13 protein-coding genes are annotated in these 12,669 nt (G+C 73.0%); 4 read left to right on the top strand and 9 right to left on the bottom strand.

The features are described 5' to 3' along the window. Positions 1-73: 73 nt before the first annotated feature. Positions 74-2,641, top strand: a complete 2,568-nt coding sequence (locus AC5P09_RS26865) for a CHAT domain-containing protein (protein WP_493876399.1) — start codon at positions 74-76, stop codon at positions 2,639-2,641. 114 nt (positions 2,642-2,755) lie between these two features. Here the strand turns inward: AC5P09_RS26865 and AC5P09_RS26860 are convergent, their stop codons facing one another. Then, a complete protein-coding gene (locus tag AC5P09_RS26860) occupies positions 2,756-4,585 on the bottom strand; it encodes a LuxR family transcriptional regulator AbsR2 (RefSeq protein WP_493876338.1) in 1,830 nt (609 codons plus the stop codon). Positions 4,586-4,662: 77 nt separating this feature from the next. Between AC5P09_RS26860 and absR1 the strand changes: the two genes are divergently transcribed. After that, complete coding sequence (absR1, locus tag AC5P09_RS26855; protein ID WP_493876337.1) at positions 4,663-5,748, top strand: beta-glucuronidase AbsR1; 1,086 nt, start codon at positions 4,663-4,665, stop codon at positions 5,746-5,748. A 117-nt stretch (positions 5,749-5,865) separates the two neighbouring features. On the opposite strand, the gene AC5P09_RS26850 is transcribed toward absR1, so the two are convergent. Continuing rightward, a complete protein-coding gene (locus AC5P09_RS26850; RefSeq protein ID WP_493876336.1) occupies positions 5,866-6,348 on the bottom strand; it encodes a GNAT family N-acetyltransferase in 483 nt (160 codons plus the stop codon). A gap of 8 nt (positions 6,349-6,356) precedes the next feature. After that, positions 6,357-7,337: a helix-turn-helix transcriptional regulator gene (locus AC5P09_RS26845; RefSeq protein ID WP_493876335.1), complete on the bottom strand. Its 981-nt coding sequence runs from the start codon at positions 7,335-7,337 to the stop codon at positions 6,357-6,359. A 99-nt stretch (positions 7,338-7,436) separates the two neighbouring features. Here AC5P09_RS26845 and AC5P09_RS26840 point away from each other — a divergent pair, with 99 nt between their 5' ends. Next, entirely contained in the window at positions 7,437-7,811 is a 375-nt protein-coding gene (locus AC5P09_RS26840; RefSeq protein WP_493876334.1) for a hypothetical protein, read from the top strand. On the opposite strand, the gene AC5P09_RS26835 is transcribed toward AC5P09_RS26840, so the two are convergent. From AC5P09_RS26835 to AC5P09_RS26810, 6 genes are all read right to left on the bottom strand, one after another. Beyond that, the gene (locus AC5P09_RS26835; RefSeq protein WP_493876333.1) at positions 7,790-9,157 is read right to left on the bottom strand and encodes an NtaA/DmoA family FMN-dependent monooxygenase; all 1,368 of its coding nucleotides are present in this window, start codon (positions 9,155-9,157) and stop codon (positions 7,790-7,792) included. The two genes, AC5P09_RS26840 and AC5P09_RS26835, sit on opposite strands and share 22 nt — an antisense overlap. Positions 9,158-9,177: 20 nt before the next feature. After that, a complete protein-coding gene (locus AC5P09_RS26830) occupies positions 9,178-10,380 on the bottom strand; it encodes an LLM class flavin-dependent oxidoreductase (RefSeq protein ID WP_493876332.1) in 1,203 nt (400 codons plus the stop codon). Between the two features lie 75 nt (positions 10,381-10,455). Next, positions 10,456-10,557, bottom strand: a complete 102-nt coding sequence (locus tag AC5P09_RS26825; protein WP_323186291.1) for a putative leader peptide — start codon at positions 10,555-10,557, stop codon at positions 10,456-10,458. Between the two features lie 75 nt (positions 10,558-10,632). Next, positions 10,633-11,586 carry a glutathione S-transferase C-terminal domain-containing protein gene (locus AC5P09_RS26820; protein ID WP_493876331.1) on the bottom strand — a complete coding sequence of 318 codons (954 nt, stop codon included), beginning with the start codon at positions 11,584-11,586 and terminating at the stop codon, positions 10,633-10,635. Between the two features lie 123 nt (positions 11,587-11,709). Next, positions 11,710-11,793 (bottom strand): putative leader peptide, encoded by an 84-nt coding sequence (locus AC5P09_RS26815; RefSeq protein ID WP_493876398.1) that lies wholly within the window; start codon positions 11,791-11,793, stop codon positions 11,710-11,712. Between the two features lie 170 nt (positions 11,794-11,963). After that, a complete protein-coding gene (locus AC5P09_RS26810; protein WP_493876330.1) occupies positions 11,964-12,173 on the bottom strand; it encodes a hypothetical protein in 210 nt (69 codons plus the stop codon). A 135-nt stretch (positions 12,174-12,308) separates the two neighbouring features. Here AC5P09_RS26810 and AC5P09_RS26805 point away from each other — a divergent pair, with 135 nt between their 5' ends. Beyond that, positions 12,309-12,596, top strand: a complete 288-nt coding sequence (locus tag AC5P09_RS26805; RefSeq protein WP_307678693.1) for a DUF1905 domain-containing protein — start codon at positions 12,309-12,311, stop codon at positions 12,594-12,596. Positions 12,597-12,669: the final 73 nt, after the last annotated feature.

Genomic DNA, 12,669 nt, shown 5'->3' with positions numbered 1-12,669 from the left:
GTGGCATGCAACCGGGGCCACTACCATCCATGGAGTGACAGCGGGAAGCGACTCGGTTCTCGAACTGCTGCCGATGGTGTTCGCCGCACCGAACGAGGCTCTCGCACGGGCGCAGGCCGTGCTCGACTCAGACCCGTCTCCATGGTGTGCCTCTGTCGCCCACCAGGTGATCGGGATCTGGCAGCGGGACTGGGGCGATCTGAAGATCGCGCTGCACCATCTGCGCCTGGCCCGCGATCTGGCGGTGCGCGCGGAGTCTCCCGACCGGGAGGCGGACGTCCTGGCCGCCCTCGGTGTGGCCCTGGTGCATGCGGGCCGTACCCGGGAGGGCCTGAAGGCGCTGGAGCGTGGTGTCGCGGTGAGCAGCGGGCACACCCGCGCGCGCGTCCTGTTCCGGCGGGCCTACGCCTCGTGGGTGCTGGGGCATCACAAGGAGGCGCTGGAGGACGTACGCCGGTCGATCCCCGTACTGCGGCAGGCGGACGACGTCATCTGGACGGCGCGTGCGCTGACCCTGCGCGCCACGGTGCATCTCGCGCTCGGCGCGGTGGACCGCGCGGAGGCCGACTTCACCGCCGCCGAGGCGCTGTGGGACACCACCGGCCAGGAACACGACAAGGCGGACGCGGTGGAGAGCCGGGGACTTGCCGCGTTCCGGTCGGGCGACATCCCGGCGGCGCTGCGGCTGCTCGACGAGGCCGAGGAGCGGTACGCCAAACTCGGCACGCCGACCTTCATGCTCAACATCCGGCGCTGCGAGGTCCTGATGGCGGCCGGGCTCGCCCCGGAGGCGCTGGCCGAGGCGGACGCGGCGATCGCGGTCCTGGACGGCATCGGCGGGCAGTCCACCCGCAAGGCCGAGCTGCTGCTGGCCGCCGCGCGGGCGGCCCGGTCGGCCGGTGATCCGCATACGGCGATCGCGCGCGCGGACATGGCCGTACGGCTGTTCGCCGGGCAGCGGCGCACCTGGTGGGAGACGCACGCCCGGCTGGTGCTGATCGAGGCACGGGTCGCCGCCGGGCGCGGCTCGGGGCGGCTGGTCGCGGACGCCTCCGCGGTGGCCGACCGGCTGGCCTCCTTCGGCGCACCGGCCGCGCCGGAGGCCTCGCTGCTCGCCGGGCGGATCGCTCTCGGCCTCGGCTGGACGGCCGACGCCGAACGGCACTTGACGGTCGCCGCCCGCAGCAGGCACAGCGGTCCGCCGCTGGCGCGGATGACGGGCTGGGCGGCGCAGGCGCTGTGGGCCCGGGCCGCCGGTTCGGGCCGGGGTGTCCTGGAGGCCTGCCGGCGCGGTCTCGACGTGCTGGACGACCACCGGACGACGCTCGGCGCCTCGGAGCTGCGGGCCCGGGCCACCGCGCAGGGCGCGGAACTCGCCGCGCTGGCCCAGCAGGCCAGTCTCGACTCGGGCGGCCCGCGGCGGCTGCTGGTGTGGAGCGAACGCTGGCGGGCCACCGTCCTGTCCGCGCCGCCGACCCGACCCCCGGCCGACCCCGCCCTGCTCAGCGGCATGACCGCCTTCCGGGAGATCGCCGCCCGCGCCGAGGCCGCCCGGATGGAGGGCCGTCCGGTTCCCGCACTGGAGCGTGAACAGCGGCGGCTGGAGCGGGAGATCCGCTCCCGGACCCTGCACATCCGGGGCGACGCACCGGGCGACGGCGACCGGTTCGACCCCGCCCGGCTGCTGGAACGCCTGGGGGACGACGTACGGCTCGTGGAGCTGGCCGTGCTCGACGGGCGGGTGCAGGTGCTGCTGTGCGGGCGGGGGCGGGTGCGGCGGTTCGAGGCCGGGCTGCTGGCCGAGGCTGAGACCGAGGCCGAGCATGTGCAGGCCGGGTTGCGGCGGCTGGCCCACCCGGGGGCGGAGGCCCGGCTTCCGGTGGTGGAGGCCGCGGGGGGCCGCCTGGAGGAACTGCTGTTCGGTCCGGCGGCCGCGCATCTGGGCACGGGCCCCGTCGTGGTGGTGCCGCCGGGACGGCTGCACCGGGTGCCGTGGGCGTTGCTGCCGTCGCTGCGGGAGCGGGTGTTCAGCGTGTCGCCGTCGGCGAGCAGCTGGCTGCGCGCCCGGAACACGGCACCGCCGCCGGGCGGCCGCCACGTGCTGGTGAGGGGGCCCGGGCTGGCGACCGGCGGCGCCGAGGTGCCCGAACTGGCCGACCGGTACGGCGGATCGACCGTCCTGGAGCACGATGAGGCCCGTGTTCCCAAGGTGTTGGAGGAACTGGACGGCTCGGCGCTGGCCCATATCGCCGCGCACGGCACGTTCCGCGCGGACAGCCCCCTGTTCTCGTCGCTGCGGATGGCCGACGGTCCGCTCATCGTCCACGACTTCGAACGCCTGGACCGCAGCCCGTACCGGATCATCCTGTCCTGCTGCGACACCGCCCGGTTCGCGTCCGTCGGCGCCGACGAGCTGCTCGGCCTGGTCACCGCGCTGCTGCCGCTGGGCACGGCAGGGGTGGTGGCGTGCAGCGCGCCCGTCAACGACGCCGCGGTGGTGCCGCTGATGCTCGCCCTGCACAAGGGGATCAGCGCGGGCCTGTCGCTGGCGGAGTCCCTGCGCGACGCGCGCGCCGCGATGCCGGGCGACGCGACCCACCAGGCGACGGGGTGGGCGTTCTCGGCGTTCGGGGCGTCCTGATCCTGTGCGTGGGGCGGCCTGATCCGGTGCGTGTGGCCGCCTGATCCGGTGCGTGTGGCGGTCTGACCCCTCCCCCGATGACGGGGGTCAGACCGCCGGTCCGGTGGGTGCGGCTCAGGCCGGCTGCGCCTGCGGCAGTTCGACGAGCCACGGCAGCGCGCCGCGGTCGCTCGCGCCGAGGCGGACGTACGCGCTGTAGAGGTGATTGCCGACGGTACGGATCGACAGGGTGAGCTTCTCCGCGATCTGCCGGTTGCTCAGGCCGGCGGCGGCGAGCGTGACGATCTGCCGCTGCCTGGCGGTCAGTTCGCCGAGGACCAGGCCGGACAGCGCCGGGGTGCGGGCGCCCTGGCAGCGGCGGGCGAGGGCGACGGCACGGGTACGTGAGGTGCGGGCGGCGCGCGGGTCGCGGTGGGCGCGTACGGCCTGGGCGTGCGCCTCGGCCGCGAACAGCAGGAAGCCGCGCTCCTCCAGCTCCCGGGCCGCCCGGTCCAGCGCGGGACCGTCGCCGCGGGCGAGCGCGTCGGCGTGCCCGCGGAAGACGCCGGACAGCCGGCCGCCGTCCGGCTCGGGAACACCGAGCCGGACGGCGTCGTACCCGTCGTCGGTGATCGCCTCCACGGCCCCGTCGAGGTCGCCGCCCGCCGCCGCCAGCCAGGTGGCCGCCCCACCCCCGTGGGGGCGGCCACCCAGGATCTCGTGCGCGGTCGTCGCGTCGCCCGACTGGGCGACGGCGAGGGCGAGTTCGTTGCGGCAGGCAACCCGGTCGCCGGGCCCCCGCAAGCCCTCCCGCGCCCACGCCGCCGCCTCGCGCAGTTCTCCCCGCAGCCGCGAGAACCGCGCGCGTACGGCCGCGTATCCGGCGGGCACCGCGGCACCCTCGTCCAGCAGCCACTCCCCCACCGGTGCCGGGATCGCCCGTACGTCCGCCCGCTCGATCCCTGTGGTCAGCGCGGCGGACTCGGCGGCCAGGGCGGCCCCGCAGCTGTCCGGCGTGCGGGACAGCCGCCGGGCCCGCAGCCGTCCGGCCGCCGCGCGCAGGACCGGGCCGTACAGGGGGTGGGCGAGGCGGACGGCGCCGTGGTCGTCGACGCGGACCAGGCCGTCGGCCTCCAGGTGTTCGAGGGGACGCAGGTCGAGGTCGTCGAGGTGGAGCGGCAGGGGCTCGGCGAAGGCCAGTCGTTCGAGGGTCTCGCGCTCGTCGGGGTCGGTGCGGTCCAGGAGGTGCGCGGTGCGTTCGCGGACGGTCGCCGTGATCGGCACCGGGCCGCGCCAGGCCCACTCGCCCAAGGAGCCCGGGACGGGAGCGAGCAGCCCGCGCACGGCACCCAGCAGGTCGCGCAGCAGCCGCAGGTCGCCCTGGCACAGGCGGTACAGGCGGTTGACGGTGAGCGGCTCCAGGCCCTCACCGGCGCCCGCGGCGAGCAGCTGGGTCGTCTCCTCACGCGGCAGCGGCTCCAGGGCGAGGCGCGGCAGCAGCTCCCCGGTCCACAGCCGGGAGATCGCGCCGGGCACCGGGGCGCCCTCGGTGGCGACGACGAGGAGGCGGGTGCGGCCGTGCACGGCCAGCTGGTGGACCAGGGCGGCCGAGGCGTCGTCGAGCAGATGGGCGTCGTCGACCAGCAGCAGCCGGGTGCCGGACAGGAGTTGGACGGCGCGGTGCAAGGAGACGGACTCGGGAAGCAGATGCGCGAACGCAGCGAAGGGGATCTGCCGGGTCTCGGGCGTCCCGGCGACCTTGGCGCAGTCGGTGCCGCGGACCGCCTCGGTGGCGAGGCGGGTCTTGCCGCTGCCCGCCGGACCGGTCACCACGATGCCGTGGCGGGCGGCGGTCAGGGCCCTACGGACCAGGTCGAGTTCATCCTCCCGGCCGGTGAACGGCCAGGGCAGCTCCAGCGTCTTCGTGTCCCGTTCGAAAATCGTCACGACTACAAGAGCCGCCATACTCACGCCTGATACAGGGGGACTTGAGTAGCCCCCGACTCAGGCGCCCCGGGGCGGCCCGGGGCAGTCTGTTCGCCATGACCGCACGCTACTGCTCACTCGCGCAGCAGCCCGCCCCGGCTTTCACTCCGGGACTGGCCGCCGAGCGGCACAGTGCGCTCATCGCGGGCGGCCGGATGTGGGCCAACCAGACCGTGCTGCACTACTACTTCTTCGACGACGACACCGACGGGTCCGTCATTCCCGTGCCGGGATCCGGCGCGACCAGGCGGGTGTCGTGGGTCGGCGCCAAGGAGCAGCGGGACGTCGTGCGCGAGTGCTTCCGCGAGTGGCAGGACCTCGGCATCGGGGTGTCGTTCACCGAGGTCGGCGACCGTTCGGAGGCCGAGCTGCGGATCGGGTTCCAGCTCGGCGACGGCTCCTGGTCGACCGTCGGCAAGGACGCCCTCCAGGTCGGTCTGCACGACCGCACCATGAACTTCGGCTGGGACCTGACCGCGCCCGGGGAGCGCGGGACGGCCCTGCACGAGATCGGGCACGGGCTCGGCATGCTGCACGAGCACCAGAGCCCGTTCGCCGGCATCCACTGGGACGACGAGGCCGTCTACGCCGATCTGGCGGGCCCGCCGAACTTCTGGAGCCGGGACCGGACGTTCTTCAACATCCTGCGCAAGCTGGACCCGCGGGAGGTGAACGGCTCGGTCTGGGACCCGCAGTCGATCATGGAGTATCCCTTCGAGGCGGGGCTGATCCTGGAGCCGGAGCAGTACCGCGCGGGCCTCAACCCGCCCGGCACGCTCTCCGCCGCCGACAAGGAGTACGTCCTGCGCTGGTATCCGCCGGCCGAGCCGTCGCGGGCGCCCGCGCTGGTGCCGTTCCGTTCGGCGACGCTCGGTCTCGGGCCGGGCGAACAGGCCGACTTCGTCGTCGAGCCGCCGGAGACCCGGGAGTACACCGTGGGCACCTTCGGCGACAGCGACGCCCTGGTGGTGCTCTTCGAGGAGCGGGACCAGGAGCCCCGCTACCTCACCGGCGAGGACGACGGGGGCACCCCGCGCAACGCCACGATCAAGGCCCGTCTCGTCAAGGGCCGCCGTTACTTCGTCCGTGTGCGCCTGTACTCCAGCTGGGGTTCGGGGGAAACAGCGGTCATGTGCTGGTGACAGCACATGCGGGCCGCACACGGGCGATGCTGGACCACTGTCCGGCGCCGGGGGAGCGGTCGGGGGCACGTCACCTTCGGGGGAGGGTGACGTGCCCCCGACCCACGCCACCCTCCGTCAGCCGCCGAGCTCCACAGGCATCTCGGGATCCCGTACGGATGGCAGGTCCCGGGTGAAGACGACACGAGGCCGGCCGGGGCCGTCGTAGTCCTCCACGACGCGGGCGTCGAAGCCCAGGCTGCCGTGGAAGGCGACGGAACCCTCGTTGGTGACCGAGGTGATCGCCTTGAGGCGGACCGCGCCCTGTCGCCGCGCGGCCTCGACGAACGCCCCGTACAGACGACGGCCGAGGCCGGTGCCCCGTGCATCGTCCCGGGTGGCCACAAGATGCACGTACCCGGTGTGGTCGGGTGTGACGAACCCGATGAGGTAGCCGCGGATGCCGTCGTCGGAACGGGCGACCAGACAGGTGGACCCGAACTCCTGTACCAGCGCCGTCAGATGGAGCGCACGAAGGTCACGGTCACCCCAGTAGCGGGCGTGGTCCTCCAGGACCTGATGGAGGTCCGTGACCTCGGCGGGGACGATACGAAGAGCCATGGCGTCGATCATGGCAGGGAGCCGCCCGGCTCCCGGTAGCGGGCGGCGGTGCGGCGGGCGGTCTCGGCCAACTCCTCCCGGACCTGCGACGGTTCGACGACCTCGGCGTCGGGGCCGAAGCCCAGCAGGCGGCGGCAGGCGGCGCGTGCGGAGTCGAAGTGGAGGACCAGGCGGTGCCAGCCGGGCTCCGGGTCCGGGGCCGCGCGGGCGGCGGACGTGGTGTCGCCGAGGACCTCGGGCAGGGCGGCCAGGGCCTCGGTCGTGAGGCGTACGGTGACCGGGAGTTGGTCCAGGCTCGCCTCGTACTCGGCGGTCCAGCGGGCCCAGTGGTCCGCGAGGTCGAAGTCGGCGGGGCGGGTGAAGGGCTCGGGGAGGAGCTCCGCCGCCGCGATCCGTGACGCCCGGTGGGCACGGATTCCGCGGTTCGACCGCACGACCACGTACCAGACGCCCGCCTTCGCGACGAGGCCCAGTGGGTCGACGACGCTCGCCGTGGTCCGGCCGTCACGGTGCGCGTGGGTCAGGCGCAGGCGTCTGTCCCGCCGTACGGCATCGACGAGCACGGCGAGGTGCGGGACCGGTTCGGGTGGCTTGAACCATGCCTGTGTGTCGATGTGGAAGCGGCTCGCCGCGGTGTGCGCGTGCTCCCGGCCGCCCGCCGGCAGCGACGCCAGCAGCTTCAGCCTCGCCTGCGCCAGCGCGTCGCCCAGCGCGATCCGCTCCAGGGGGCCGCCCGTGGAGACCGCCAGCAAGGCTGTCGCCTCCTCGGCGCTGATCCCGAGCAGCGGACTGCGCCAGCCGTCCATGAGGCGGCACCCGCCGCCGGGCCCGCCGCTCGCCACCACCGGCACTCCGGCCGAGCCGAGCGCCTCCAGGTCCCGGTAGACGGTACGGACCGACACCTCCAGCTCCTCCGCGAGTTGACGGGCCGTCATCTGCCCGCGGGACTGCAGACAGAGCAGCAGCGACAGCAGTCGGTCCGCTCGCATCGGGCGCTCGCTTCCTCCCCGTATGACTGACACAGGATGTCAGTCATGGGGTCGTAGCGTCATCCGCACACAGGACACCGACTTTCAGGGAGACGGCACATGATCACCGGATACGTCATCGGCGAGAGCCTCCGCCCCGGCGCCGTGTTCGAGCCGCGGGGACTGCGGCTGCGCAAGGTGAGCCGGGTCGACGTCGGGGCGAGCGCGACCGCCGCGCAGCCGCGGCTGTGGACGTTCGTCGAGTGGGAGACCGACGACCACCACCATGTGGCCTTGCTCGCGGACGCGCTCGCCGATGTGCTGGAGCCGGCGAACGGCTGGTACGCCGACTTCACCACCGAGGAGGAGCGGGTGGTCGCCTTCGCCGGGAAGGTGTTCCGCTACCGGCTCGGTGATGAGGCCGGCCGCGCCGAGGCGATCGCGTACGGACGGTCGGTGGGGACTCCCGAGCATCAGCTCGACTGGAAGGAGTGACCGTCCGGGTGCGCGAGGCCCAGGTGGTGGCGCAGGGTCGGGCCCTCGTACTCGGTGCGGAACACGCTCCGTTCCTGGAGCAGGGGGACGACCTGGTCGGCGAAGACGTCGAGGCCGGTCGGGGTGATGTGCGGGACGAGGATGAAGCCGTCACTGGCGTCGGACTGGACGAAGTCGTTGATGGTCTTCGCCACGGTGGCCGGGGAGCCGACGAAGTTCTGGCGGTTGCCGGTCTCGATGACCAGGTCGCGGATCGACCAGTTGTGGGCGGCGGCGAGCTCGCGCCACTCGCGGGCGGTGGCCAGCGGGTCGCGGTACATCCGCACTTGGGCGCGGCCGCGGGCGATGTGGTGCTCGCCGAGGTCCGGGTCGATGTCGGGGAGCGGGCCGTCCGGGTCGTACGAGGACAGGTCCCGGTTCCAGACGAACTCCAGGTGCTTGAGGGCGGTGGCGCCGCTGACCTGCTGGCGGCGGACGTCCTTGGCGATCTCCTCGGCCTCTTGGTCGGTGTCGCCGAGCACGAAGCTCGCGGCGGGCAGGATCTTGAGCTGGTCGTGGCTGCGGCCGTACTTGGCGAGGCGGCTCTTGACGTCCGTGTAGAAGGCCTGGCCCGCGTCGAGGGTGGCGTACCGGCTGAAGATCGCGTCGGCACTGGAGGCGGCGAACTCGCGGCCCTCCTCGGAGTCGCCGGCCTGGAAAATGACCGGGCGTCCCTGCGGGGAGCGCGGGACGTTGAACTGCCCGTGGATGTCGAAGTGCTGCCCGGTGTGGACGAAGGAGCCGGCCTTGGCGTCACGCAGGAAGGTGCCGGTGGCCTGGTCGGCGAGGATCTCGTCGCCCTGCCAGGAGTCGAAGAGCTCGTTCGCGGTGGCCAGGAACTCCTTCGCCCGGGAGTAGCGCTCTTCCTGCGGGAGGAAGCCGCCGCGCCGGAAGTTCTCGCCGGTGAAGGCGTCCCAGGAGGTGACGACGTTCCAGGCGGAGCGGCCGCCGGAGAGGTGGTCGAGGCTGGCGAACTGGCGGGCGACCTCGTAGGGCTCGTTGAAGGTGGAGTTGATGGTGCCGGTCAGGCCGAGGTGCTCGGTGACGGCGGCGAGCGCGGCGAGGACGGTGAAGGTGTCGGGGCGGCCGACGACGTCCAGGTCGTAGATCTTCCCGCCCTGTTCGCGCAGCCTGAGTCCTTCGGCGAGGAACAGGAAGTCGAACCTGGCGCGTTCGGCAGTCCGCGCGAAGTGGGCGAAGGAGCTGAACTCGATGTGGCTGCCGGCCTCGGGGTCGCTCCAGACGGTGGTGTTGTTGACGCCGGGGAAGTGGGCGGCCAGATGGATCTGCTTCAGGGGCTTGCTCATGGGTCTGCGGTCCTTCCGGCTCAGGCGACGGCGTAGCGGTTGGCGGGGCGGGCCAGGCCCAGCAGTCCGCGCAGGGTGTCGGCCTCGTAGGCCCGGCGGAAGGCGTCGCGGCGCTGGAGTTCGGGGACCAGTCCGCGGGTGATCGCCGGGAGGTCGTGGCCGAGGACGGCGGGACGCAGCCGGAAACCGGTGAGACCGGTCGACACCAACTCCTGCAGGAGGTCGGCGAGTTGGGCAGGCGTCCCGGTGAAGATGCGCGCGTCACTCGTGTACGGCTCCCCCGCGAGGGCGTCGAGGCGGTCCCGGCGGGCGGCGGCCTCGGCCGGATCGTCGTCGAGGAAGACCACCAGGTCACCGAAGACGTGCAGGAGTTCCTGCGCCCGGCCGGCCGCCTCCTGCTCGGCCCGGATCCCGGCGACGATCGCGCGGGCCTGGTCGGTGTCGTGCGGGGTGACGTAGCCGACGTCGGCCGCCCGGGCCACCAGGCGGTACGGGACGGTGTCGTGCGCGAGGGCGCTGACCAGTGGCTGACCCTGCGGCGGGCGGGGCGTGATGGAGGGCCCCTTGACGCTGAAGTGCCTGCCCTCGAAGTCGATGTAGTGGAGTTTGTCGCGGTCGACGAAGCGGCCGGTGGCGACGTCCCGGATCTCCGCGTCGTCCTCCCAGCTGTCCCAGAGCCGACGCACGACCTCCACGTAGTCGGCGGCCTCGTCGAAGAGGTCGGTCACCAGGTCGCGGGTGTCCGGGCTGTCGTAGGCCTCGATGGGCGGGATGGTGCGGCGGCCGAAGTGCCCGGCCTCGTTGGGCCGGGCGGTGATCTGGACCCGGAGGCCCGCCCGGCCGGTGCTCACATAGTCCAGGGTGGCGATCGCCTTGGAGAGGTGGAACGGCTCCGTGTGCGTGACCACCGCGGTCGGGACCAGGCCTATGTGCCGGGACAACGGGGCGATGCGCGCGGCGATCAGGACGGCGTCCAGGCGGCCGCGGACCTGGCCGGTGCGCTCGTCCGGTTCGAGGAAGTGGGAGGACTGCGGGCCGAGGCCGTCCTCGATGGTGACGAAGTCGAGCAGACCGCGTTCGGCTTCCGCGACCAGGTCGGCCCAGTAGCCGGCGCTGAACAGCTCGCGGGGACGGGCCACCGGCTCGCGCCAGGAGGCAGGGTGCCAGCCGGTGCCGTCCAGAGCGACGGCGAGGTGCAGGGAGGAAGAGGGAGACGGGGACACGGGTGGGTGCCTTCCTGAAGGTCCGTACGGGATCACCGGCCCTCGTCGGGGAGGGCACCGGTGGCGGGCGACGGGTCAGGAACAACAGAGCGCGCCGGCAACGCGCTGCAGATCGATGTGCGGCCGGGAATGGAGGAGGACACGGCGGCGCGGGTTCAGGACACGGGGGTGGGGCATGCGGGGCATGTCCTCCACCTCCGTCCGGTGCGCCGGGGTCGTCGTGCACGTGTCGTCATGCACTGTCGTCGTCAGTCACAACGGCCCGGCCATGCGGTCTGTTCCGGGTCCGGCGGCTCTTCTCGAGGAACGGTCAGGCGCTTCGGCTCTCAGGGCACGGTCAGGCACTCCGACCGCGTGGCTCGCCCAGTCCAGGATCTGCACGGCCGATCCGGCGGCCTCCAGGCCCTGGCAGTGGGCGTGATGGCGGCGGGCGATGCCGTCGAGGTCGAGGTGGGTGCCGAAGGCCGGGTGGGCGGCCAGGCGGCGGGCGTAGGCCCACAGGACGGGGTGGTCGGCGATGCGGTGCACCACGGCGGCGTCCAGGTGGTGGCGGTGCACGGTGTCGAGTTGGACCAGGGTGACCCACAACTCGACGTCGGCGGCGGTGATCTGGTCGCGGATCAGGTACGCGCGGCCGACGAGCCAGCGCTCCAGCGAACCCAGCGTCTCCAGCAGCCTGTCCAGCCCCTCGGCACGCGCCACCGGTTCCGGACCCACCGTCCCGGCCGCCTGTGCGGCCTGCGCGATGCCCTGTCCGCACAACCGCTCCACGGCCTCGATCTCCGACTCCGCCCCGCACGGGTACGGCGCCGTACGGCCGCCTCCGAAGTGCCGGGCCAGGTCGCGGGTGATGTCGGGCGCGTGGGTGCTGACGATCCGCCCGGACCAGTCGTCGCTGAGCACCGGTCCGACGGCCGCCCCGGCATACCGGTGCGCGCTCGCCTCGTACAGCGGGCGCAGCACGGAGTGTCCCCCATCGGGGCCGTCGGGGACCGCGTCCAGGAACGTGACCGGACAGGCGTCGTCGAGGCCGAGCAGGCTGTGCACGACGGCGATGCGCAGCCCGTTCGGACAGGCGGGTGCGAGATGGAGTCGGTAGCGGCGGGGCACGGCGTAGTGCCCGCTGCGCGCGTCCCGGCCGATCCGGCCCCGGAACGCGGGAGCGGGCTGGGCGGAGCGGACCGTGGCGAGCGGTGTGACGGACATGGTTCTCCCCGGGGTGAGTGCGTGGACGTACGCGCGGCGGAAGCGACGTCGGGCAGTGAGCGGGCGGCCTCCGCCGACGGGCGACGGCGACGGCAGCCGTCGGGGCGCGGAGGTGGGCCGGGCTCAGCCCAGGGGGCTGATCGCGCTGCACACTCGCAGCAGATCGATGTGACGGCGGGAGGTCAGAAGGGGTGACGGCCCGGACATACGGCTCGCATCGGCGGTGACCGGTCCAAGGCGCCCCATGTTTCCCTACCTGTTCACTAGGATTCCTGTCTGGAGTGTCGGCCGAGCTCCGGTCGACGTCAAGAGGGTGTCCACGGGGCGGGCGTCCCCAACCGCTCCGCGCCCGCGACGGACGTGACCCTCGTTTCCACTCACCGGGACAGAACCTCGCCGCCTCCTGCGGGCCAGTCCGTCGGCGATGGGACGAAAGCGCAGTACCCCACCCAGATCTTCGAGGTCACGCCGGAGATCGTCGAGCACCACGAAAGCTTCGCCAGGCTGATCAGCCACCGTGTGCCCTTCGCCGAGGTCGAGCGGGCCTTCGCGCTCGCCGTCACGCCGGGAGCATCGGAGAAGGTCATCGGAGAAGGTCGTCGTCACCTTCGACGACCCGGAGCAGGCCGCGGCGGAGGCACCGACGCCGGCCGTTCCCGCCGCGCGCACCGCAGGTACGCTGAGCGCGAGCTGACCGTCCTCGACGAACGGGCCCTGACCTCATGCAACTCGCCTTCACCGGCCGGGTGATCGAATGGCGCGGGCCGGCGCCGTACTACTTCCTGCCGGTGCCGGACGAGGAGTCCGCCGACATCCGTGAGGTGGCCGCGATGGCCACCTACGGCTGGGGCGTGATCCCGGTCGAGGCGAGGATCGGCGAGGTCGTCTTCGAGACGTCGCTCTTCCCCAAGGACGGCCGTTACCTGCTGCCGCTCAAGAACGCGGTGCGGAAGCCCCAAGGTCTCTCGGCAGGTGACGACGTGACCGTGCGGATGACCGTCCGCCTCTAGTGTCTCGTGATTCTGTTTGTGGAACCTGAGGCGTCCGTGACCGTTGAGTCAGGTATGAATCTCTCCTCTGAAC

The organism is Streptomyces sp. a15 (assembly GCF_059026085.1).
The sequence above is the reverse complement of the archived record's forward strand: the minus strand, read 5'-3'. Positions and strand labels throughout refer to the sequence as shown.